Annotated in this window: 20 protein-coding genes; 4 read left to right on the top strand and 16 right to left on the bottom strand. The window is 64.7% G+C overall.

The window, feature by feature from the left end:
• Positions 1 to 3: 3 nt before the first annotated feature.
• Positions 4 to 291, top strand: a complete 288-nt coding sequence (locus tag AB5Y80_RS01870; RefSeq protein WP_266140054.1) for a DUF3630 family protein — start codon at positions 4 to 6, stop codon at positions 289 to 291.
• Positions 292 to 435: 144 nt separating this feature from the next.
• Complete coding sequence (locus tag AB5Y80_RS01865; RefSeq protein WP_010676046.1) at positions 436 to 1,110, top strand: 7-cyano-7-deazaguanine/7-aminomethyl-7-deazaguanine transporter; 675 nt, start codon at positions 436 to 438, stop codon at positions 1,108 to 1,110.
• A gap of 270 nt (positions 1,111 to 1,380) precedes the next feature.
• On the opposite strand, the gene rraA is transcribed toward AB5Y80_RS01865, so the two are convergent.
• The 12 genes from rraA to AB5Y80_RS01805 all read right to left on the bottom strand — a co-directional run bounded on the left by rraA (position 1,381) and on the right by AB5Y80_RS01805 (position 15,940).
• On the bottom strand, positions 1,381 to 1,866 hold the full coding sequence (gene rraA, locus AB5Y80_RS01860) for a ribonuclease E activity regulator RraA (protein ID WP_010676045.1): 486 nt from the start codon (positions 1,864 to 1,866) through the stop codon (positions 1,381 to 1,383).
• Between the two features lie 154 nt (positions 1,867 to 2,020).
• On the bottom strand, positions 2,021 to 3,445 hold the full coding sequence (gene mgtE / locus AB5Y80_RS01855) for a magnesium transporter (protein ID WP_324045111.1): 1,425 nt from the start codon (positions 3,443 to 3,445) through the stop codon (positions 2,021 to 2,023).
• Positions 3,446 to 3,577: 132 nt separating this feature from the next.
• Complete coding sequence (gene cysG / locus AB5Y80_RS01850) at positions 3,578 to 4,984, bottom strand: siroheme synthase CysG (RefSeq protein ID WP_368172460.1); 1,407 nt, start codon at positions 4,982 to 4,984, stop codon at positions 3,578 to 3,580.
• Between the two features lie 12 nt (positions 4,985 to 4,996).
• Positions 4,997 to 5,809, bottom strand: coding sequence for a nitrite transporter NirC (gene nirC / locus AB5Y80_RS01845; RefSeq protein ID WP_368172459.1), 813 nt, complete (start codon positions 5,807 to 5,809; stop codon positions 4,997 to 4,999).
• A gap of 137 nt (positions 5,810 to 5,946) precedes the next feature.
• Positions 5,947 to 6,264 (bottom strand): nitrite reductase small subunit NirD, encoded by a 318-nt coding sequence (nirD, locus tag AB5Y80_RS01840; RefSeq protein ID WP_368172473.1) that lies wholly within the window; start codon positions 6,262 to 6,264, stop codon positions 5,947 to 5,949.
• On the bottom strand, positions 6,264 to 8,810 hold the full coding sequence (nirB, locus tag AB5Y80_RS01835; RefSeq protein WP_368172458.1) for a nitrite reductase large subunit NirB: 2,547 nt from the start codon (positions 8,808 to 8,810) through the stop codon (positions 6,264 to 6,266). The genes nirD and nirB overlap by 1 nt, the downstream gene beginning before the upstream one ends.
• A gap of 296 nt (positions 8,811 to 9,106) precedes the next feature.
• Positions 9,107 to 10,207 (bottom strand): ABC transporter permease, encoded by a 1,101-nt coding sequence (locus AB5Y80_RS01830; protein ID WP_368172457.1) that lies wholly within the window; start codon positions 10,205 to 10,207, stop codon positions 9,107 to 9,109.
• A 3-nt stretch (positions 10,208 to 10,210) separates the two neighbouring features.
• Positions 10,211 to 11,320, bottom strand: coding sequence for an ABC transporter permease (locus tag AB5Y80_RS01825; RefSeq protein ID WP_323909227.1), 1,110 nt, complete (start codon positions 11,318 to 11,320; stop codon positions 10,211 to 10,213).
• Positions 11,317 to 13,086, bottom strand: coding sequence for an ATP-binding cassette domain-containing protein (locus tag AB5Y80_RS01820; RefSeq protein WP_335815773.1), 1,770 nt, complete (start codon positions 13,084 to 13,086; stop codon positions 11,317 to 11,319). Before AB5Y80_RS01820 ends, AB5Y80_RS01825 begins: the two co-directional genes overlap by 4 nt.
• Positions 13,083 to 14,051: a secretion protein HlyD gene (hlyD, locus tag AB5Y80_RS01815; RefSeq protein WP_368172456.1), complete on the bottom strand. Its 969-nt coding sequence runs from the start codon at positions 14,049 to 14,051 to the stop codon at positions 13,083 to 13,085. Before hlyD ends, AB5Y80_RS01820 begins: the two co-directional genes overlap by 4 nt.
• Positions 14,052 to 14,136: 85 nt before the next feature.
• Entirely contained in the window at positions 14,137 to 14,778 is a 642-nt protein-coding gene (locus tag AB5Y80_RS01810; protein ID WP_277856493.1) for a TetR/AcrR family transcriptional regulator, read from the bottom strand.
• 241 nt (positions 14,779 to 15,019) lie between these two features.
• Positions 15,020 to 15,940, bottom strand: a complete 921-nt coding sequence (locus AB5Y80_RS01805) for a LysR family transcriptional regulator (protein WP_073352141.1) — start codon at positions 15,938 to 15,940, stop codon at positions 15,020 to 15,022.
• A gap of 168 nt (positions 15,941 to 16,108) precedes the next feature.
• Between AB5Y80_RS01805 and AB5Y80_RS01800 the strand changes: the two genes are divergently transcribed.
• Entirely contained in the window at positions 16,109 to 17,533 is a 1,425-nt protein-coding gene (locus tag AB5Y80_RS01800; RefSeq protein ID WP_368172455.1) for an MFS transporter, read from the top strand.
• An 88-nt stretch (positions 17,534 to 17,621) separates the two neighbouring features.
• On the opposite strand, the gene hslU is transcribed toward AB5Y80_RS01800, so the two are convergent.
• The 4 genes from hslU to argS all read right to left on the bottom strand — a co-directional run bounded on the left by hslU (position 17,622) and on the right by argS (position 22,360).
• The gene (gene hslU, locus AB5Y80_RS01795) at positions 17,622 to 18,950 is read right to left on the bottom strand and encodes an HslU--HslV peptidase ATPase subunit (RefSeq protein WP_010676031.1); all 1,329 of its coding nucleotides are present in this window, start codon (positions 18,948 to 18,950) and stop codon (positions 17,622 to 17,624) included.
• 92 nt (positions 18,951 to 19,042) lie between these two features.
• Entirely contained in the window at positions 19,043 to 19,576 is a 534-nt protein-coding gene (gene hslV, locus AB5Y80_RS01790; RefSeq protein ID WP_005340772.1) for an ATP-dependent protease subunit HslV, read from the bottom strand.
• A 186-nt stretch (positions 19,577 to 19,762) separates the two neighbouring features.
• Positions 19,763 to 20,611, bottom strand: a complete 849-nt coding sequence (locus AB5Y80_RS01785) for an SPOR domain-containing protein (RefSeq protein ID WP_010676029.1) — start codon at positions 20,609 to 20,611, stop codon at positions 19,763 to 19,765.
• A 3-nt stretch (positions 20,612 to 20,614) separates the two neighbouring features.
• The gene (gene argS, locus AB5Y80_RS01780; protein WP_270821348.1) at positions 20,615 to 22,360 is read right to left on the bottom strand and encodes an arginine--tRNA ligase; all 1,746 of its coding nucleotides are present in this window, start codon (positions 22,358 to 22,360) and stop codon (positions 20,615 to 20,617) included.
• A gap of 314 nt (positions 22,361 to 22,674) precedes the next feature.
• Here argS and AB5Y80_RS01775 point away from each other — a divergent pair, with 314 nt between their 5' ends.
• A complete protein-coding gene (locus AB5Y80_RS01775) occupies positions 22,675 to 23,241 on the top strand; it encodes an LON peptidase substrate-binding domain-containing protein (RefSeq protein ID WP_010676027.1) in 567 nt (188 codons plus the stop codon).
• The last annotated feature ends 92 nt before the right edge of the window (positions 23,242 to 23,333 follow it).

The following is a 23,333-nucleotide window of genomic DNA, read 5'->3' as shown; positions in this document are numbered from 1 at the left end:
CGGATGAACTGGCGTATCACGCAGACAGACAGGGAAGCCGGGGTGGTGATGCTGACCTGCCCGGGCCTTGACTGGGACAGCTTCCCGACTCTGGCCGAGGCCCTGTTGCAGGAGTGGGAGCTAGCGGCACTCGAGCGGGAGTGGGGGGCGGATCGCCACAGCTGGCTGCTGGAGTTTGAAGGCAGCCGCTTTCGGCTCGAGTACGAACATTACAGCGGCTGCTGGCTGGCGGCGGTGCAGCCGGACGACGCGGAGGCGCTGCTCTGGCTGGCTCGGCAGTCCTGGGAGTGAGCTTGGCGTGCGATGCGAGTCAATCCCTTGAGATAACCGCATAAAGATTGAACTATCAATTTGGGGGCGTATAATCTCGCCCCTTGATTATCGCCATGGTGGCGATATGGGTTCCCTAACCCCATTAACCAAAAAGGTCACAATATGAACCTGACTCCGGCTCAGTACCAGACGGCACTGATGCGTCTCTCATTGTTCCACATCCTGATCATTGCCAGCAGCAACTACCTGGTGCAGCTGCCGATCACCATCTTTGGCTTCCACACCACCTGGGGTGCCTTCAGCTTCCCGTTCATTTTCCTGGCCACCGATCTGACGGTGCGGATCTTCGGCGCAGGCCTGGCGCGCAAGATCATCCAGACCGTTATGCTGCCGGCATTGACCGTGTCCTACGTACTCTCGGTGCTCTTCTTCGAAGGGAGCTTCCAGGGGGTGGGCAATCTGGCAGAGTTCAATCTCTTTGTTGCCCGGATCGCGTTAGCCAGCTTTATGGCCTATCTGGTGGGCCAGTTCATGGACGTGGTGGTGTTCAACCGCCTGCGCCTGCTGAAAGCCTGGTGGGTGGCACCGGCGGCCTCCACCCTGTTCGGCAATCTGGTGGATACCATCGCCTTCTTCAGCATCGCCTTCTGGCGCAGCACAGATCCCTTCATGGCCGAGCACTGGGTCGAGATCGCGACCGTAGATTACGTATTCAAGTTGCTGATAAGTCTGGGGTTGTTTGTGCCGCTTTACGGTGTGCTGCTGCGCTATCTCAGCCGCAAGCTGGTGGGGGAGGCCGGATTGGCTGGCCTGCAAGCTGCTACGCGACAAGCCTGATGAGATTGACCACCCCCATGGGTGGTCAATTTTTTTGCGATCTTCGCAAATAAGGCTTGCACAGTTAAATGAGAATGATTATTGTTAACTTGTTTTCCGGGAAAGACTTCATTTGTTCCAACGTGATGGACTTCTTGTGAAGGCACGACATTGCTCACATTGCTTCCAGTTAAGGGGCCAGTAGTTTACTGGCCCTCTTTTTTGCGTCTTTTCCGCCATCAGCGGGCATAAAAAATGGGAGCCAGGGCTCCCATTTTCACTCAGCGCTGTTTACTCGATGTCGAGGGCATCGGGGGAGAGGATCACCCCTGTGGTATCGGCATAGAGGTGGTCATCCGGCAGGAAGGTGACGCCGCCGAAGTTGACCGGCAGATCGGTTTCCCCGATATCCTTGCTGTCGGCGCCCACCGGAATGGCCGCCAGGGCCTGAATGCCGATGTCGAGATCTTCCAGGATATCGACCTCACGGACGCAACCGTAGCAGACGATCCCTTCCCACTCATTTTCCGCCGCCGTGGTGGCGATCTCGCTATCGATCAGGGCACGACGCATGGAGCCGCCACCGTCGATCAACAGCACGCGACCGACACCGTTCTCTTTGACGAGTTCACGGATCAGGCCGTTCGATTCGAAGCACTTGACTGTGGTGATGACGCCGCCGAAAGAGGCGCGGCCGCCGAAGGAGCAGAGCATGGGTTCGAGCACATCCACCATGTCCTGATAGATGTCGCACAGTTCTGAAGTGTTGTATTCCATTGTGTCAGATCCACCGCTGGAAACAGGTGGATCCAGTATAAGGAGTGGGGTTGGCATTTCAACGACTATTCCTTGCCCAGTGGCGGGAAATGCCGTTTTTGCGCGAAAGTGGCCCCGCGTCATGGCAGGAGCCGCAGACGGTCAGCCTCGGGCCCTAGAGCAGGAACAGGGTCGCCAGCCCCAGGAAGATGAAGAAGCCGCCGGTGTCGGTGATGGCGGTGATCATCACGCTGGCCCCCACCGCCGGGTCGCGCCCCAGCCGGCTCATGGTCATGGGGATGATGACCCCCATCAGGGCCGCCACCAGCAGGTTGAGGATCATGGCGAGCGTCATCACGCCCCCCAGCGCCGCATCCTGATAGAGCAGGAAGGTGGCGATGCCCATGATGCCGCCCCACACCAGGCCGTTGATCAGGGCCACCCCCAGCTCGCGCCACAGCAGGAAGGAGACGTTGCCTGTCTGGATGTGCTGCAGCGCCAGCGCCCGCACTATCATGGTGATGGTCTGGTTGCCGGTGTTGCCGCCGATCCCGGCGACGATGGGCATCAGGGCCGCCAGCGCCACCAGCTGGGAGATGGTGTGCTCGAACAGGCCGATTACCCGCGATGCCACGAAGGCGGTGCAGAGGTTGATGGCGAGCCAGGCCCAGCGGGTCTTGACCGCCTTGGAGACGGGGGCGAACACGTCTTCTTCCTCGCTGATCCCCCCCATGCGGCGCAGGTCGGTGTCGCTCTCCTCATAGACCAAGTCCACCACCTCGGCGACGGTGAGCCGTCCCATCAGCTTGCCCCTGGCATCCACCACGGCGGCGGAGACCAGGTCGTCCCGCTCGAAGGTGCGGGCGGCGGCTTCGTCGTTGTCTTCTGGATCGAAGGTGACCGGATCCTTCTCCATCGCGTCGCTCACCAGGGTTTCGGGCTTGTGCAGCAGCACGGCGGTGAGGGGCAGCTCCCCCTGCAGCCGGTTGCGCCGATCGGTGACAAACAGCTTGTCGGTGTTCTCGGGGATCTGGCCGCGCAGGCGCAGATAGCGCTGGACGGTGGCCAGGGTCACGTCGGGCCGCACCGTGATGAGCTCGAAGTCCATCATGGCGCCGACCGTGTGCTTGCCGTAGCGGATCACCTCGCGCACCTTGTCCCTGTCCATCGGCGCCATGGAGGTGAGCAGCCGTCCCATCAGGTTGCGGGGCAGGTACTGACCCAGGTAGATCTGGTCGTCGATGTCGAGGGTGCTCAGGGCGTGCAGGAGTTCTTTGTCGCTCATGCCGCTGATGAGGCTGTCCCACACCGTCTCCGACGCCTCCACCAGGATCTGGCCGTGCTTGTCTGCATCCACCTGCTGCCACAGCACGTGGCGCTCGTCCGGCGGCAGGGATTCCAGCGCATCGGCGATATCGGCGGCGGGCAGGCTGTTGACCAGCCGGGTCAGCTCGCTGGTCTGGTCCCGAAGCGCTGCGTCCTGCTCCCCTTGCGGGTCGAGCAGGCTCTCGGTGAGGGCGTCATCGGCCAGCAGCAGCGTGAGGATGCGGGCTCTGTCGTGTTCACGCTGTTTGGCGCTGTTCTTGGGGGGGAGGGACATGAAGCAGAATTCCTGAATTCGGTGGTCCGGCTGACACACCCCATAGGATACCAGACTCAAAACAAGAGGTTATGACAGTAAATGCAGAAAAAGAAACGCCACCCGAGGGTGGCGTTGGAATGGATGCAGCGATCAGGCCGAGGCCAGGGCCACGTCTGTGGCACCTCTTTGCCCGAACCAGGCAAGCTGGTCGGCCAAAGTGACCACAGACCCCACCATGATGAGGGCCGGGCTCTCGACGCCCACCGCCAGCGTGGGCAACTGATCGAGGGTACCGCGAATGACCCGCTGGCTTGGCTGGGTGCCACGCTCGATCAGCGCCACCGGGGTGTTGCCCGTCTTGCCGTGGGCCAGCAGCTGCTCGCGGATGGTGGCGCAGGAGGAGAGCCCCATATAGAACACCAGTGTCTGCTTGTCCTTGGCCAGTAGCGGCCAGTCGAGATCCTGAGCGCCACCCTTGCCGTGGGCGGTGACGAAGCGCACGCTCTGGGCGTGGTCGCGGTGGGTCAGCGGAATGCCGGCGTAGGCGGCGCAGCCGCTGGCCGCCGTGATCCCCGGCACCACCTGAAAGCCGATGCCGCTGCCCACCAGCGTCTCCAGCTCCTCGCCGCCACGGCCGAAGATAAAGGGGTCGCCCCCCTTCAGCCGCACCACCCGCTGTCCCTTCTTCGCCTCCTCCAGCAACAGCTGGTTGATCCCCTCCTGCGGTACGCAGTGGTTGCCCGCCTGCTTGCCGACGAAGATCCGCTTGGCATCCCGGCGTACCAGGGCCATCACCTCATCGGAGACCAGCCGGTCATAGACCACCACATCCGCCTGCTGCATCTGGCGCAGGGCGTGCAGGGTGAGCAGGCCTGGGTCACCGGGGCCGGCTCCCACCAGCACCACTTCGCCAGCGGTGTGGCTCTCGTCAGCAAACAGGTTGTCGGCCAGCTGGTGGGCAGAGGCTCTATCCCCCCGAGCCAGCGCCTGACCGAGCCGATCCGCCCCGAGCAGCCGTTCCCAGAAGCGGCGCCGCTCGCCCATGCTGGCGAAGCGCGTCTTGACCCGCTCCCGCAGGCTGCCGGCGAAGGCCGCGACGGCACCCAGATGCTGGGGCAGCAGGGCTTCGAGTTTCTCCCGCAGCAGTCGGGCCAGCACCGGGGCCTTGCCGCCGGAGGAGATGGCCACCATCAGCGGCGAGCGGTCGATGATCGACGGCATGATGAAGCTGGAGCGTTTCGGGTCATCCACCACGTTGGCAAAGATCCGCGCCTGATTGGCGCTCTGGTAGACCAGCGCATTCACCTCGCGCCGATCGGTGGCGGCCACCACCAGCCACTTGCCCGCCAGTTGCTGCGGCGCGAATTCACCGGCCAGCCACTCGATGCTGCCGTTGGCAGCCAGTTCCGCCAGCTCGGGATCGAGCTCGGGAGACACCACCGTCAGGCGGGCACCAGCATCCAGCAGCAGGCGCGCCTTGCGCTGTGCTACCTCGCCGCCGCCGACCAGCAGCACGGGTTTGTTGTCGAGTCGACAGAAGATGGGCAAGTAGTCCATGGGGCCTCCGGATCAGGCGGTTTGGGTCTGGCTGGCAGTGGTGGTGGCGTCGCTCACCGCGACCGGGCGCTCAGCCTTGGGGGTGGCATACCAGTAGCCGAGGCCCATAAAGAGGGCGCCGGAGACGGTGTTGCCCAGGGTCACCCACAGCAGGTTGTGGCCGATGCCGCCTAGGGTGTAGGCCTCGGAATGGGCACCGAACCAGGAGAGGGCGAACAGGGTCATGTTGGCGACCGAGTGCTCGTAGCCGGAGGCGATGAAGGCCAGCAGGCACCACCAGATGGCGATGAACTTGGCGGCACCCTCGGTGCGCAGCGCCATCCAGATGGCGAGGCAGACCAGCCAGTTACAGAGTATGCCCTTCATGAACAGGGTCAGGGCCGGGGCCTGGGTCTTGGCCAGCGCCACCTTGTGCGCCAGGCTGCCCGCGTCCGGCAGCAGGCTGCCGCCGTAGGAGTAGATGAGCGCCACCCCAATGGAGCCAATCAGGTTGCCCGCCCAGGTCTGCGGCAGGATGCGCAGCAGATCCCCCATGGAAATCTTGCCGGTCTTCACCCCGAAGGTGAGGAACATGGTGTGGCCGGTGAACAGCTCGGAGCCGGCGATGATGACCAGGGTCAGGGCGATGCCGAAGGTGGCCCCCATCACCAGCGGACGCACGCTGGGATCCACCAGATTGCCCAGGGTGAAGATGAGGATGATGCCGAGGCCCACATAGGCCCCCGCCATGGCGGAGCTGAGCCAGAAGCCGAGCTTGTCGCTGCGCTCGAAGCGGTTGATGCGGGCCGCGTTGGCGGCGCACTTGTTGATGCTGTCGGTATACATATGGATTCTCTTTAGAGGGGCCGCCCGCAGGCAGCCCTGACTGTTTTTTCAACCCCCTCCCTGCCTCCCCCTTGTCAAGGGGGAGGGGCTTTTTGCTCCCTCACCTGTGAAGGGGAGGGCCGGGGTGGGGTCTGGTGTTAGACGGCGACCCAGACCTGCTGATCACGCACTTCAACGGGATAGCTCTGCACCGACATCGCAGGGTTGTCGAAACAGTGGCCATCGCTCAGGCGAAAGCGCTGCTTCTTGAGCGGGCTGGCCACCCAGAGATCGCCGTCGTGTTCGCAGATCAGGCCCCGCGACAGCACGTTGGCGGCGAAGAAGGGATCCCGGTTGTCGATGGCGAACACCTCGGCGGCCGCGCGCGGGCGGAACAGAGCGATCTGACGACCCTCGATCAGAGCGCAGACGCCGGTGCCCGGCAGGATGTCGTTGAGTTGGCAGGCAAGTTTCATCATTTGGTTTCCACCTCGATCTGGTAGACAGGGATGCGCTCGGCCGGAGTGGCGGGTCTGTGCTGGTCGCGTTCGGCGACGAACTGCACGTCCGGATCGCGCTTGTCGCTGTTGATGAAGTGGCTGAATCGCTTGAGCGCCTCCTCTTCGTTGAGGGTGCGCGACCATTCGCACTCGTAGCTGTCGATCAGGGTCTGGATATCGCGCTCCAGTGTCTCGGCCAGCCCCAGCTTGTCGTCGACGATCACTTCGCGCAGGTAGTCGACACCCCCTTCCAGATTGCCGAGCCAGACCGAGGTGCGCTGCAGTTTGTCGGCGCTGGTGACGTAGAACATCATGAAACGGTCGATCAGCTTGATCAGGGTCTCGCGGTCGAGGTCAGACGCCAGCAGGTCGGCGTGGCGCGGCTTCATACCGCCGTTGCCGCCCACATAGAGGTTCCAGCCAGCATCGGTGGCGATGATGCCGACGTCCTTGCCCTGGGCTTCCGCACATTCGCGGGTACAGCCGGAGACGCCGAACTTCATCTTGTGGGGGGTGCGAATGCCCTTGTAGCGGTTCTCGAGGAAGACCCCGAGGCCGACGCTGTCCTGCACGCCGAAGCGGCACCAGGTGCTGCCGACGCAGGTTTTGGCCATGCGCAGTGCCTTGGCGTAGGCCTGACCGGTCTCGAAACCCGCTGCCAGCAGCTTGCGCCAGATGGCGGGCAGATCATCCTTCTGGGCCCCGAACAGACCGATGCGCTGGGCGCCGGTGATCTTGGTGTAGAGCTTGTAGTCGCGGGCCACTTCGGCCACTGCCAGCAGCCCCTCCGGGGTCACTTCGCCACCGGCCATACGCGGGATGACGGAATAGCTGCCGTCCTTCTGCATGTTGCCGAGGAAGATGTCGTTGGTGTCCTGCAGCTGGGTGTTGAGCGGGCTCAGCACATGCTCGTTCCAGCAGGAGGCGAGGATGGAGCCGACGGTCGGTTTGCACACCTCGCAGCCATAGCCTTGGCCATGTTTGGCCAGCAGTTCGTCGAAGCTCTTGATCCCCTCCACCTTGACCAGATGGAACAGCTCCTGACGGGAGTGGGGGAAGTGGGCGCAGAGGTGGTTGTTGACCTCGATGCCCTGCTTCACCAGCTCGGCGTTGAGCACCTGACTGATGAGCGGCACGCAGCCGCCGCAGCCGGTACCGGCCTTGGTGTGCTGCTTGATGGCGGCCAGCGTGGTGTGGCCCTCGGCCACCGCCTTGGCGATGTCACCCTTGGAGACGTCGAAGCAGGAGCAGATCTGGGCGCTCTCCGGCAGGGCATCCACCCCCAGCGTCGGCTTGGCACCGGCGTAGGCGGGCAGGATCAGAGTATCCGGGTGGCTCGGCAGCGGCAGGGCGTTGAGCATCATCTGCAGCAGGTTGCCGTAATCTTCCACGTCACCCACCAGCACGGCGCCGAGCAATCGGCTGTTGTCTTCGCTCACCACGATCTTCTTGTAGACGCCGGCTTGATCGTCCTGAAACACATAGCTGTGGCTGCCCGGAGTGCGGCCGTGGGCATCACCGATGGAGCCGACGGAGACGCCGAGCAGCTTGAGCTTGGCGCTCATGTCCGCCCCTTCGAAGCGGCTGTCTCCGCCGAGCAGATGGTCGACGGTGATCTGGGCCATCTTGTAGCCCGGTGCCACCAGTCCGAAGAAGCGGCCCTGCCAGGCGGCGCACTCGCCGATGGCGTAGATGTCGGGGTCGGAGGTGAGGCAGTGATCGTCGATGACGATGCCGCCGCGCTCGGCGATGGCGAGATCACCGTAACGGCCCAGGGTATCTTGCGGGCGAATGCCGGTGGAGAAGACCACCACGTCCACTTCAAGCTGGCTGCCATCGGCGAAGGCGAGGCGGTGTTTCGCCTGCTCGCCGCCATGCATCAGGATCTCGCTGGTGCTCTTGCTGGTGTGTACCTGCACGCCCATGGATTCAATCTTGCGGCGCAGCAACTGGCCGCCCTGACCGTCGAGCTGCTCGGCCATCAGCACAGGGGCAAATTCCACCACGTGGGTCTCGAGACCCAGCGCCTTGAGGGCGCCGGCGGCTTCGAGGCCAAGCAGGCCGCCCCCGATCACCACCCCGCTCTTGCCGCTCTTGGCGGCGCTGCGGATGGCTTTCAGATCCTCGATGGTGCGATAGACGAAGCACTCGTGGTGCTGGCTGCCCTGGATGGGCGGCACCCAGGGGTAGGAGCCGGTGGCCAGCACCAGCTTGTCGTACTCGACCACAGTGCCCTTGTTGGAGTGCACTTCGCGGTTGGCCCTGTCGATTTTTTTCACCGCTTCGCCGAGCAGCAGGCGGATGCCGTGCTTGTCGTAGAAGCCGGGTTTGACGAGGGAGAGATCTTCGCTGGTGTGGTGGGAGAAGTAGGAGGAGAGATGGACGCGATCGTAGGCGGGACGGGGTTCTGCACCGAAGACGGTGATCTCGTAGCGGCCCGGATCGGCCCGCTCGATCAGCTCTTCGATGAAGCGGTGCCCCACCATGCCGTTGCCCACAACGACCAGTCTGATTTTGCTCATAGTTGCCTCAAGTTTGGAGTAATAAAACATCATTCTGGGGCTAGGCTACCCAGTCGGCAGGGGTGGGCGATTGATGCAAATCAAGTGTCTATTTATATATCTCCTCAGGGGTAATTCGAGAAAATTCAACACTATACAAAAATAGGTATACCAGTTAATGATTTCTGGGCTGGCTCGGGGTGAGGGATGGTGGAGGGAAAGCCCGGTTTACCAACTGCCGGGGAGTGAAAACTTATGTCGGAAAAAGGCCGGTCTCGCACTGGGCGAGACCGGCATCAGCTGATCAAGGCGGCACGTCAGGCGATATGGCGGCGGAACATGGCGAGCGCCAGCGACAGGGTGACGCCGGCGATGGCGAGCAGCGGCCAGATCAGGGGCCAGGCGGCCGACCAGCCGAGCCCCTTCAAAAAGACCCCCTTGAGCAGCACGATGAAGTGGGTGAGGGGGTCGATGGCCGCCAGCCATTGGAACACCTGGGGCATGTTCTCCACCGGTGAGATGTAGCCCGAGAGGATCACCGCCGGGACGGTGAAGGAGAAGACCCCGAGAAACGCCTGCTGCTGGGTCGAGCAGAACGACGAGATGAAGAGCCCGATCCCGGCCAGTGCCAGCCCGTAGCAGACCATACCCGCCAGCAGCAGGCTGAGGCTGCCGGCAAAGGGAAGGTGAAAGACAAAACGGGCGGCCAGCGCGACTATGCACCCTTGTCCCACCGCCACCAGGATGCCGGGCACCGCCTTGCCCGCCATGATCCAGCCTGCGGTGAGGGGGGAAACCAGCAGCTGATCGAAGGTGCCCTCTTCCCGCTCCCGCGCGACCGAGAGGGCGGTGACGATAAGACACCCCGTGGTGGTGATGATGGCCACCAGGGCCGGCAGGATATGCCAGTGGAACTCGATATTGGGGTTGTAGAGGTTGCGCACCGCGAGGGTCGGCGGCGCCTTGCCTGCGTTCCCTTCTTCATTCTGCCAGCGGGCGATCACCTGACTGATGTAGCCCGCCGCCACCTGACCGCCGTTGGAGCGACGGCCATCGATAATCAGCTGCACCTTGGCCGGTTCGCCCCGCGCCAGCCGACGCGAGAAATCCCCCGGAATAATCAGCCCGAGCAGTGCCTGCTGCCCGGTGATGGCCTCGGTCATGCCCGCCTCGCCCTGCACCGGGATGATGGTGGTAAAGGCGGGCATATGGGTGAGGCGCTCCAGCAGCTCGCGGCTCTGGGCTCCGCCATCCTGGTTGTAGATGGCCAGCGTGTTGCCGGTCACCTCCAGGGTGGCGGCGAACGGGAAGAGGGCGGTTTGCAGCAGCACCGGCATGATGAGCAGAAAGCGCCCCTGGGTGTTGCCCATCAGGGCCTGCAGCTCTTTTCGGATCAGCCACCAGAGTCGGATCAGCATGGGTTACTCCAGAGTGCGCCGCGTCTTGCGGGCGGTCAGGGCCAGCCAGAAACCGGCCAGCAGCAGCAGACAGAAACCGTTGACCAGCAGGATCGAGAAGACGCTGCCCGCCTGATAGAGGGTCTGCAGGGAGCTCGCGAAGTAACGGGCCGGAATGAGGTGGGTGATGGCCCGAAGCAGCGGTGGCATGCTGGCGATCTCGAACACGAAGCCCGACAGCATCACGGCGGGCAGAAACGCGGCGATCAGCGCAGCCTGTGCGGCATTGAACTGGCTGCGCATCACGGTGGAGAGGAACAGCCCGAGCCCGAGGGCGCTACCGAGAAAGACGCTGGTGACCAGAAAGAGCAGCAGCAGGGAGCCGCGCCACGGCACCGCCATCACCGCCACCGAGAAGAGCAGGCAGAGCAGCATGGCGATGATGCCAAGGCCGTAGTAGGGCAACAGCTTGGAGAGCAGCAGCTCCCCCTTGGTGACCGGGGTGGCGAGCAGCGCCTCCATGGTGCCGCGCTCCCACTCCCGCGCCACCACCAGCGAGGTGAGCAGGGCCCCTATGATGGTCATCACCACCGCAATGGAGCCCGGCACCAGAAAGTTGCGGCTCACCAGCGCCGGGTTGAACCAGGCGCGGCTCTCTATCGACACCGGCATGGCGACCCCCTCGCCAGCGAGCCATCCCTGCCAGATCCCCTGCACATAGTTGGTGACGAAGTTGGCGGTGTTGGGCTCGGAGCCGTCGGTCAGCAGCAGCGCCTGCGGCGTGCCATTACCCTGACCGGCCAGCGCGCGGGAGAAGCCGTCATCGATCACCAGCAGGCCGCGGATCTCGCCACGGGCCAGAGTGGCGAGCAGGGACTCCTTGCTCGGGCCGCTGTGGATCTCCAGTGCGGTAGAGCCGCGCAGGGCCTGCTCCAGCCGCACCGCCGGGGCGCCGCTGTCGGTGCGCCAGATGCCGAGGCGCAGATGGTCCACATCCAGATTGATGGCGTAGCCCATCACCACCAGCAGCACCACCGGCATGATGAAGGCGATGAGGATGCTGCTCGGGTCACGGACGATTTGCAGCGACTCCTTGCGGCAGAGGGCCAGCAGTCGTCGACGGTTGATGCTCATGCGTCCTCCTCGCTGGCCCGCTCGACCAGGGTGATAAAGGCCTCTTCCATTGTTGGCAAAGAACAGGTCGGCAAGGAGCCGGTTGGCAAAGAGGTCGCCGCCTCTTTGGCGGCCAGCCCCTTGAGATCGTCCGGAGTGCCGAGGGCCAGCAGCTTGCCGCGATAGATGAGGGCAATGCGGTCGCAATACTCCGCCTCATCCATAAAGTGGGTGGTGACCAGCACGGTGACGCCGTGGTCGGCCAGCGCGTTGATGTGCGACCAGAACTCGCGCCGGGTTACCGGATCGACCCCGGAGGTGGGCTCGTCGAGGAACAGCAGCGGCGGCTCGTGCAGCAGGGCGCAGGCCAGCGATAAGCGCTGGCGCAGGCCGAGCGGCAGGGATTCCGCCTTCTGATCGAGCCAAGGGGCGAGGGCAAAGGCAGTCACCATGGCGTCGATCCGCGTCTGCTGGTGGCGGCCGAACAGGCCGTAGATACCGGCGAAGAAGGAGAGGTTCTGGGCCACGGTGAGCTGCTTGTAGAGGGAGAACTTCTGCGCCATGTAGCCGAGGCGCTGGCGTGCCGCCGAGGGGCTGTGGGCCAGATCGATGCCGGTCACCAGCGCCTGCCCCTCGCTCGGGCGCAGCAGGCCGCACTCCATCTTGAAGGTGGTGGACTTGCCCGCCCCGTTGGGGCCGAGCAGGCCGAAGATCTCGCCGCGGCGCACCGCAAAGCTGACGTCATCGGTGGCGGCAAAATCGCCGAAGCGCTTGGTGAGGTGGCGCGCCTCGATCACCGCCTCGGGGGAGACTCCCTGCGGCAGTTCGGCTTCTCGCATCCCGGCTGCCAGACTCGACTCCCCGCCGGGGCCGCCGCCGAGCAGGTCGATAAAGGCATCCTCCAGCCGGGGCTGGGCCGGTTGAAAGGCGCCGTTGGCGAGATGCAGCTCTGCCAGCGGTGGGGGCGTCATGCCCGGGTGCAGCAGCAGGCGCACCCGCTCCCCCGCTACCGCGCCATCCATCACCGCCGGGTGAGCCAGTGCCCGGCGCAGCAGGGCGCGCCGCTCGCGGCCATCCAGTTGCCCCGCCTCCAGCAGCCAGCAGCGGCTGGCCATGGCCCCCATCAGATCGGCTGGCGTGCCGCTGGTGCGCACCTCGCCATCCGCCATCAGCAGCACGTGGTCGCACAGCTCCGCCTCATCGAGATAGGCGGTGCTCCAGAGCACCGTCATTCCCCCCTTGGCCAGTTCGCGCACCATCTGCCAGAGGGCGCGGCGGGAGATGGGATCGACCCCGACCCCCGGTTCGTCGAGCAGCAGCACATCCGGGGTGCCGAGCAGGGCGCAGGCCAGCCCGAGTTTCTGCTTCATCCCGCCAGAGAGCTTGCCGGCTGGCCGCGCGGTGAAGCGGGCAAGATCGGTGAAGGCGAGCAGCCGCGCGAAGGTGGGCGTGCGTTCGGGCTCCAGTACGCCGCGCAAGTCAGCGTAGAGGGTGAGGTTCTCCAGCACGCTGAGATCCTCGTAGAGGCCGAACTGCTGGGGCATGTAGCCGAGGCGCTGGCGCAGCAGATCCCCCTCGCTCACTGGATCCAGCCCCAGCACCCGGATGGTGCCCGCTTCGGGGATCAGCAGACCGGCCAGCAGGCGCAGCAGGGTGCTCTTGCCCGCGCCGTCGGGGCCCACCAGCCCGGTGATGCCGCCAGCCGGAATGGTGGCGGAGATGGCGTTGAGGGCGACCCGCTCGCCAAAGCGTTTGGTGAGCCCCTCGAGGGAGATGGCGCTGTTCATGGGGCCAGCCTGACGGTGACCGGCATCCCCTGACGCAGGGTCGGGTCGGGATCCTGCACCACGATGCGCAGCCGGTAGACGAGGTGAGTGCGCAGGTCCGGCGTCTCCACCGATTTCGGGGTGAACTCGGCGGTGGGCGAGACAAAGCCCACCACCCCGTGATAGGGCTGATCCGGCCGCGAGTCGGTGGTGAGGATCACCCTGGCGCCGCTCGGGAAGTGGCCGAGCCAGGGCTCCTCCACATAGGCGCGCACCCAGACCGGTGCGGTCAGGGAGAGGTTGAAGGCGGTCGCTCCGCTCTGCACCATGCTGCCATTCTCGACGGCGCGGCTGATGATGATGCCATCGCTGGGGGCGGTCAGATTGGCATCCGCCAGCGCCAGTTCGGCACTGGCGAGCGCCGCTTTGGCCCCTTCCAGCTGGGCATCGGACTGGGCGATTTCCTCCGGGCGGTAGCCGGTTTCGAGCTGGGCGAGCTGTTCGCGTGCCGAGCGTACCTGCGCCTGGGTCTGATCCCGCTGGGAGCGGGCGGTATCGAGCTGACCACGGGAGATGGCGCCGGTGGCGGCCAATGCGCTCTGGCGGCGCCACTGCTGGTTGGCCTCCAGTGCAGCGGCTTCGGCGGCGGCAAGTGCGGCCCGGGCGCGGTCGGTCTCTTCGCTGCGATAGCCTTTGTGGATCAAGGCGTTGGCGGCAGTGAGCGCAGCCAGATTGGCGCGGGCGCTGTCGCGGCTGTGGGTGAGGGAAACCGGATCGAGGCGGGCCAGCAGTTGACCCGCTTTCACGCTATCCCCCTCATCGACCAGCACCTGATCGACGCGGCCGCCGACCCGAAAGGCCAGATTGACGTCGCGAATATCGACGTTGCCGTAGAGGATGGATCCGTCGGCCGGGCGCCCCTGCCACCAGAGGTAGCCACCGATAACAGTTAGCAGCAGGGCTACGATTGCAATGCGTTGTTTCATGCTGCTTCTCCTTGAGGATGGCTCTGCAGCCAGAGGTCACCACCGAGAACGGCCAGCAGCAGAGCTAGCATCGCGATGCGTTGTTTCATGCCGTTTCTCCTTCTTTCATGTCGGTGGGGCGCAGGCCGCGCAGGGCCCATACCAGCCGCTGTCTGGCGGCCTCGGGGCTGTCTATCTGGCTGAGAAAGGGGGCAGCCTGTTCGGGCAGCCAGCCGAGCTGACGACCGCTGCCGGCGATCACCAGCGGCAGGCCGACCGACCCCATGATGAAGATCATCAGCTGGAGCGGGTGACCCGCGACCAGCGACCCTTCCGCCTGTGCCATCCGTACCTGCTCGATCAGCAGCAGGGGATGACGGCGCGGCAGACTGAGCAGAAAGCGCTGGGCCGCCCCTTCACCCGCCAGGGCATCGCCAAACAGGTGGTTGATGAAGCCGCGCTGGCGCGCCACCAGCCCGATCAGCGCCTCCATGGTCGCCTCGAACATGGCGATGGCAGAGGAGTAGGAGCCTTTGGCTGCCACCGCCTTGAGCTCGTCATAGAGGGGGGCGTACCAGAGCTCGACCAACTCGTCGATAAAGGCGTCGCGGTTGCCGAAGTGGTAGACGAAGGAGCCGAGGTTCACCTCGGCCGCTGCCGCCAGCTCGCGCACCGTCAGGCCGCGCAGCCCCTTCTCGGTGGCGATGGCGAGGCCGGTATCGAGCAGTTTCTGACGGGTGGGGTGCATCTGGCTGGCGCTCCTGGTGTATGCATTTTGTACGCAATTATACGTCCGTATAAAAAATGCGGAAGCGGGTGGCAGGATCTTTTTGCCCGCAATGTGATCCGCCCCGCTCTGAGGGGCCGTGATCCCCGTCCGGCAGGGGGAAGGATCCACCGCTTGTGCCCAAGCCACAGGCATGTCGGTGTGACGGGGTGGTGACAGGCGCAAGAGGCTGGTGATGGAGCCGGGAGCTGCCTGACCCGGATCAGGGGGTGTCGGTGGCCTCGGTGTGATAGGGGGGCCGGGCACAGGTGTCCCGTATCAGGGCGCGCAGCCAGCGGTGGCCCGGATCGGCATCCTGACTGGGGTGCCAGAGCAGGGCGACCCGGATCCCTGGCAGAGCGAAGGGCAGGGGCAGGGTGACCAGATCGCCGAGCAGGCTGGCGCAGTGCAGGTGCGGCACCGTCGCCACCAGATTGCTCTCCCTGACCAGGGCCAGCGCCGTCGCAAACCCGGGAACCAGGGTGGTGATGGTGCGCCGCCTCCCCTGGCCTGCGAGGATCTCATCGATGGGGCTGTGAGGCTGGCCCCGGCGGGAGACCAGTACGTGGCGGGCGGCGGCATAGCGCGCCACGGTCAGGGTGCCGTCGCAGAGGGGGTGGTCCGGGTGCACCACGGCGACGAAGTGGTCCTGGAACAGGGCCTGGGTGCGCAGCTCGGGGGCCGTGGTGGTGCCGATCACCCCGGTCTCGAAGTCCAGCTCGCCACGGCGCAGGGGGCCGCTCTCCTTGTCGGGTTTGGCCAGAAAGTGCAGCCGCACCCCGGGGGCCTCGACGGCGAGGCGCGCCAGCAGGGCGGGGCCCACCGCCTCCACGAAGCCGTCACTGGATCGTAGGCGGAAGGTGCGCTCCAGGCTCGCCGGGTCTACTTCCTGCTGGGGGCGCAGCACGGCCCGGGTCTCCTGAACCAGGCGGGCAACCTCATCCCGCAGGATCTGCGCCCGGGGGGTGGGGATCAGGCCGCGTCCCGCCCGCACCAGCAGCGGATCCCCCGTGGTCTCCCGCAGCCTTGCCAGGGCCCGGCTCATGGCGGAAGCACTCAGGCCTAGCCGTCTGGCGGCGCCCGCCACACTGCCCTCTTCCAGCAGGGCATCCAGGGTGATCAGCAGGTTGAAATCCGGGGTCATGGTCGTCTCCTCGCAGGCGGCGCCTGACGGGCCGACCCCTTCATGATACCCGAGTTGCCGTCTCTTCATATGGCGTCTGATGCAACTATAAGCTGCAATCCATGCGTCTTCCGCCTTGTCATCTCCCCCGCTAGCCTGAGTGCATCATCACTTGCCGGAGAGACTGCCATGTCCACACCACTTCTTGTTTCCCCTCCCGTGACGCGCCGTCTTGGCCTCGTGGGGCTCGGGCTCGCCACCCTGCTGCCCATGCTGGCGGGCAGCATGGCCAACCTGGTGCTGCCTGCCCTGGGGCAGGACTTCGGCGTGCCCTTCGCCAGCCTGCAATGGGTGCTGGTGGCCTACCTGCTTGGGATCACCAGTCTGACGGTGGTGGCGGGCCGGCTTGGCGATCGTCTGGGGCGGCGTCGCCTGCTGCTCTGGGGGACCGGGGTCTTTGCGCTGGCTTCCCTGCTGTGCGCCCTGGCCCCTTCCATTGGCTGGCTCATTGCCGCTCGCATCCTGCAAGGGGCCGGTGCGGCCTGCATGCTGGTGCTCTCCCTGGCCATGGCAGGAGAGCTGGTGCCGCCAGCCCGACGGGGCTGGAGCATGGGATTGCTCGGCACCCTGTCGGCCTGCGGCACGGCGCTCGGCCCCTCCTTCGGCGGCCTGTTGATCGGCAGATTTGGCTGGCAGGCTCCCTTCCTGCTGCTGCTCCCCCTGACGTTGCTGGCGCTGGGGTGTGCCTGGCGGGATCTGCCCCGGGATGAGGCGGGCTCTGCCGAGGGAGGTCTCCCGCTCACCAGTCTGTTGCTGCTGGTGACGGCGCTGCTCTGCTACGGGCTGGCACTGACCCGGGGCAGCCAACTCGGGGTCTGGCCGGGGATAGGGGCGCTCGTCGCCATGGTGCTCTTCGTGCGTGCCGACTCGGGCGCCCGTCGCCCCCTGCTGCCTCTGGCGCTGTTGGGGGCGTCCAGGCGAAGAGGCGGGATCATCGCCAGTGCGCTGGTGGCCAGCGTCATGGTGGCGACGCTGCTGATCGGTCCTTTCTACCTGCACGGTGCCTTTGCCCTCGACATGGGGACGGTGGGGCTGATGATCTCCATGGGCCCCCTGCTGGCGGCGCTGTCCGGCATGCCCGCTGGCTGGCTGGTGGACAGGGTGGGGGCGACCCCTGTGGTGCGCCTCGGCCTGGGACTCATGGTGGTGGCCACCGTCTTGCTGGCCCTCCTGGACAGGGCGCTCGGGCCCCTCGGCTACCTGCTGCCCATCCTGCTGCTCACCGCCGGCTATGCCCTGTTCCAGACCGCCAACAACAGCGCCGTGGTGGGGGAGGTGGAGGGGGCGAGCCGTGGCGCCGTGGCCGGGCTGCTGACCCTGTCGCGCAACCTGGGCCAGCTGACGGGGGCGGCGGGGCTGGGGGGCCTGTTCGCCGCCCTGGCGGGGCGGCCCGATCTCGCCCTCGCGACGGCGGACGAGCTGGCGTTTGCCACCCGGGTCACCTTCGCCCTGACTGCCTTGCTGCTGATGAGTGCGCTCTGGCTGGCGGGAAGGGAGGAGCGTGCCGTGCAGGGTGATGTGGCCCGGGACGGCTGCGAGTCGGGAGAACGCTGAAAACGAAGACGCCTCCACAGGGGAGGCGTCTTGTTATGGGATTGGGCAGGATAGTAAACCGCTCAGCTCCTCGTTATCGATCAACCTGTTACAGAATGAAGCGGCTCAGATCCTCGTCTTCAATCAGCTTGCCGAGGTGGGCGTTGACGTAGTCGGTGTTGATGACGAAGGTCTCGCCGGATTTCTCGGAGGCGTCGTAGGAGATGTCTTCCATCAGGCGCTCCATCACGGTGTGCAGACGGCGGGCGCCGATGTTCTCGGTGCGCTCGTTGACCTGCCAGGCCGCTTCGGCCAGACGGCGGATGCCATCCTGGGTGAACTCGATGTTGACCCCTTCGGTGGCCATCAGCGCCTTGTACTGATCGGTCAGGGAGGCGTTCGGCTCGGTCAGGATGCGCTCGAAGTCTTCGGTGGTCAGGGCGGTCAGCTCGACCCGGATCGGCAGACGGCCCTGCAGCTCGGGGATGAGGTCGGACGGCTTGGCGATCTGGAAGGCACCGGAGGCGACAAACAGGATGTGATCGGTCTTGACCATGCCGTGCTTGGTGTTGACGGTGCAGCCCTCGACCAGCGGCAGCAGGTCGCGCTGAACCCCTTCACGGGAAACGTCCGGGCCCGAGCTCTCGCCGCGCTTGCAGATCTTGTCGATCTCGTCGAGGAAGACGATGCCATTGTTCTCGACGGAGGCGATGGCCTTCTGCTTCAGCTCTTCCGGGTTGACTAGGCGGGCCGCTTCCTCTTCGATCAGCGCCTTCATGGCCTCCTTGACCTTGATCTTGCGCTTCTTCTTCTGGTTCTGGCCCAGGTTCTGGAACAGCCCCTGCAACTGGTTGGCCATCTCTTCCATGCCCGGCGGGGTCATGATTTCGACACCCATGGGGGAGGCGGCCAGATCCAGCTCGATCTCCTTGTCATCCAGCTGACCTTCCCGCAGTTTCTTGCGGAAAATCTGGCGGGTGTTGGAGTTGTCGGCTTTCTCTTCCTCACCCCAGCTGTTGCGCGGGTTGGGCAGCAGGGCGTCGAGGATGCGCTCTTCGGCGGCTTCCTCGGCGCGGTATTTCATCTTCTCCATCTCGGTCTCGCGCACCAGCTTGATGGCGACATCGGTCAGATCGCGGATGATGCTGTCCACTTCCTTGCCCACATAGCCCACTTCGGTGAACTTGGTCGCTTCCACCTTGATGAAGGGGGCGTTGGCCAGCTTGGCCAGGCGACGGGCGATCTCGGTCTTGCCGACGCCGGTCGGGCCGATCATCAGAATGTTCTTCGGGGTCACCTCGTGGCGCATCTCCTCGGAGAGCTGCATCCGGCGCCAGCGGTTGCGCAGGGCGACGGCGACCGCGCGCTTGGCGTCGGCCTGACCAATGATGTGTCTGTCCAGCTCGTGGACGATTTCTCTCGGGGTCATCTCGGACATGATGGCGTTCCTGTATCCGGGGCGGGCAGGGCCCACCCCTTGGAAAATGGGGTTTGGCTGGCGGCCTTATTTGGCGGCCCTATTTCGCCGACTTATTTAGCTGAATAATCCAGCACTTCGATGGTGTGGTTGCCGTTGGTGAAGACGCAGATGTCGCCCGCAATCTTGAGGGACTTCTCGACGATGGTCCTGGCATCCAGCTCGGTGTTCTCCAGCAGGGCGATGGCGGCGGACTGGGCGAAGTTGCCGCCGCTGCCGATGGCGATGAGATCGTGCTCCGGCTGCACCACGTCACCGTTGCCGGTGATGATGAAGGATTTGTGCTCGTCGGCGACGGCCAGCAGGGCTTCGAGGCGGCGCAGGGCGCGATCGGTGCGCCAGTCCTTGGCCAGCGCCACGGCGGCGCGCTCCAGGTTGCCCTGATGGGCCTGCAGTTTGGCTTCGAAGCGCTCGAGCAGGGTGAAGGCGTCGGCGGTGCCGCCGGCGAAACCAGCCAGTACCTTGCCGTTGTAGAGGCGATGAACCTTGCGGGCGTTGCCCTTCATGACGGTGTTGCCAAGAGAAACCTGGCCATCGCCACCGATGACGACCTGACCGTTGCGGCGAACTGAAACTATGGTAGTCACTTTACTTACCTCGCTTGAGCCGAATGACGGCCTGACTGTGCATGGAGGAAAAGATGGGGATGGCAAAACGGCTTTTCAAGCCTGTGCCGAGCACGGATCGCGGGGGAGGGATCGGGTGGGCGCGGGATGGCGCCAAAAGAAACAGGGCCGGGTGTTGCCACCCGGCCCTGTGCATGGACGCAGCGATCACCCCTTCTTGGGAATGCAGCCGCTGATGCCCGAGCCCTGCAGCTTGCGGTTGGCCGCGTCGGCCGCGGCCTTGCCGTTGAAGGGGCCCACCATCACCTTGTAGACGGCGCCACCGGCCCCGTTCACCACCTGCAGGCTGGAGGAGAGCCCGGCGGTGAAGGCGATGCGCGCCTTGAGGGATTCTGCGGAATCCTGGGAGCGCAGGGCGGCACACTGCATCATGTAGCGACCGCCGTCGGCGGCTGCGGTCTGGGCAGTCTGGGTCGCCGCCTTGGCCCTGGCGGCCTCGGCACGCTCCCGCTCCAGTTCGGCGCGGATCTCCCGCTCCATCCGCTCACGCTCGGCCTTCTGGTCGATCACCTGCTCCCGGGCGCTGGCGACCGGGGCGCCGGTGGCCGGCTTGGTCGGCTGCACCGGTTGCGGCTGATAGGGCTTCACCTGACCGATGGGGGTTCCCGGCTGGGGAATGTCGGTCGCGACCGGCTTGGGCAGCTTCTCCGGTTGCAGGGTCATGGTCTCGGCAGGCGGGGGCGGCAGCACGCCCGGCTGGGGCGGCGGCTCTATGATGTCCACCTGCTTGTTCTCCAGCCGCTCGATGTAGCTCCACTTCTCCTGGGGCAGGGTATTGCCCTGTGCCTTGGGTTTGTTGGCCTTCACCTGCTCTTCGATGGTGGGGGCATCGGCACCCTTGCCGTTGATGAGGTAGAGGAAGGCGCCGAAACCGACGACCAGGGCCCCGGCCAGCAGTGCCGGGATAACAGGAAAGCGGCGAGGGGCCGCTTTCTTGATGTTACGGCCACCCGCCCGTCGTCTCGGGCTGTTGCCGACGTAATCCCGGGTCGCCATCTATTACATGCGCTCCAGGGTGTGGATGCCCAGCACGCCCAGGCCCAGCTTGAGCACCTTGGCGGTGGCGGCGCACAACAGCAGACGGCTCTGGCGGGTCGCCTCGTCCACGCCGTCCTTGTTGATCGGGCAGGCTTCGTAGAAGGTCATGAAGTTGCCGGAGAGCTCGTACAGATAGGTACAGAGCAGGTGCGGCATCCCCTTGTCCGCCACGCCGTTGACCGCGTCGGAGAACTGGATCAGCTTCTGGGCCAGGGTCTCTTCGGCGTCTTCGCTCAGGACCACCTTGCCGCTCAGGGTATCGGCATCGACGCCAGCCTTGCGGAAGATGGACTGGATACGGGTGTAGGCGTATTGCAGGTACGGCGCCGTGTTGCCTTCAAAGGAGAGCATCAGATCCCAGTCGAAGATGTAGTCGGTGGTGCGGTTCTTGGAGAGATCCGCATACTTGACCGCGCCCATGGCGATGGCGTGCACCACCTGGGCCTTCTCTTCGGCAGAGAGGTCGCTGTTGCGGCTCTCCAGCAGGGCGCTGGCGCGCTCTTCCGCTTCGTTCAGCAGGTCAACCAGCTTGACGGTGCCGCCAGAGCGGGTCTTGTAGGGACGGCCGTCCTTGCCCAGCATCATGCCGAAGGCGTGGTGCTCGAGGGGCACGGATTCCGGCACATAGCCCGCCTTGCGGGTGATGGTCCAGGCCTGCATCAGGTGCTGGTGCTGACGGGAGTCGATGAAGTACATGACCCGGTCGGCGCCCAGGTTTTCGTAACGGTATTTGGCGCAGGCGATGTCGGTGGTGGTGTAGAGGAAACCGCCGTCGCTCTTCTGGATGATGACGCCCATGGGCTCGCCATCCTTGTTCTTGAACTCGTCCAGGAAGACCACGGTGGCCCCTTCGCTCTCGACCGCCAGCCCCTTGGCTTTCAGGTCGGCAACGATCTGCGGCAGCATGTCGTTGTACATGGACTCGCCCATGATGTCCTTGTTGGACAGGGATATGTTCAGGCGGTCGTAGTTGCGCTGGTTCTGCTCCATGGTCATGTCGACCAGCTTCTTCCACATGGTGCGGCAGTACTCATCGCCACCTTGCAGTTTCACCACGTAGTTGCGGGCGCGCTCGGCGAAGGCTTCGTCTTCGTCGTAGTGACGCTTGGCCTGGGTGTAGAAGGCTTCCAGGTCCTTGAGCTCCATGTCGGAGGCGTGCTCGTTGGCCATCTTCTCCAGATAGGCGATCAGCATGCCGAACTGGGTGCCCCAGTCGCCGATGTGGTTGGCACGCACCACCTTGTGGCCCAGGAATTCGAGGGCGCGGGCGGCCACGTCACCGAGCACGGTGGAGCGGATGTGGTGCACCGCCATCTCCTTGGCCACGTTGGGGGCGGAGTAGTCCACCACCACGGTCTGCGGCGCCGGCAGCTTCACGTTGGCGTTGTCGGAGGTCACCATGGCTTCCACCTGACCGGCCAGCCAGCACGGGTCGAAGAAGAAGTTGATGAAGCCGGGGCCGGCGATCTCGACCTTGGCGATCAGATCGGAGGCAGGCAGGTGCTCGATGATGGCAGCGGCCAGCTCGCGGGGATTCTTGCGGGCCGGTTTGGCCAGCAGCATGGCCAGGTTGGTGGCCAGGTCGCCGTGAGCCTTCTCCTTGCATCGGTCTACTTGCACCCGGGCTTCCAGGTCGGCGGGCAGGACGCCTGCGGACTTGAGATTGGCTACCGTTTGTTCAAGTAGATGATGAATATGCTCTTTCATAACTGACCACCGAGGTTGCGCGTCGAAAAGTGACTGACTGGATAAGGGCGTGAATTTTACCCGCATCGGGCCGAGAAAACTATAGGAACGGCCCGCACCCGTAGGTGTGGCGGATATTTCACTGCGTTTTCCACCACATTGCAGGATATTGATTTGGGTAAGTGGTGGTTATCCATTTCTACTGCATAACGAAACGGCTTGTCCAGGCTATTTTCCCCTGATTATGACAGGGTTATTTATACCGATTCGATCTGAATGATCCCGCTTCCCGTGGCGGTCGTATCCTTTGAGGACGCCGTTGGAGGATGATTCCCATGACACTGGTACTGTTTCCACTCTCCGCTCACCTGCTGCCGGGCGGCATCATGCCGCTGCGCATCTTCGAGCCCAGATACCAGCGCATGATCGCCGAGTCCCGGGAGCGGGAGTTCGCGCTCTGCATGCTGGACCCCCGCCAGCCCGACGCGCTGCGCAACATGTACCCCATCGCCACCCGGGTGCGCATCATCGATTTCGATCTGCTGCCCGATGGTTTGCTCGGCATCACGGTGCTCGGGGTGGAGCGGGTGCGTATCACGGATCTCTGGCAGGAAGAGGACGGTCTGCGGGTCGGCGAGGTGGAGCCCCTGCCCCCCTGGCAGAGCGGCAGGCTCCAGGCGGATCAGCACTCCCTGGCCAAGGCGTTGCAGGATGTGTTCAACGACTATCCGGAGTACGCGGCCCTCTATCCGGAGCCGGACTGGGAGGATGCGAGCTGGGTCGCCCAGCGCTGGCTGGAGGTGCTGCCCATCCCGGTGGAGCAAAAACAGTGGCTGGTGGCGGCCAAGGACAACCAGCCCACCCTCTCCCTGCTGAGCGGTCTGCTGGTCGCGAGCCATTGAATTCCCCTTCCCGGTGATCCTTTTTCCTCGCTCACCGTATTGGGGGTGAACACCACACGCGAGGGATGGCGCAATGGCATATACTGGCCAAC

The organism is Aeromonas sp. R2-1 (assembly GCF_040908425.1).
Classification (GTDB): Bacteria; Pseudomonadota; Gammaproteobacteria; order Enterobacterales; family Aeromonadaceae; genus Aeromonas; species Aeromonas caviae.
The sequence above is the reverse complement of the archived record's forward strand: the minus strand, read 5'-3'. Positions and strand labels throughout refer to the sequence as shown.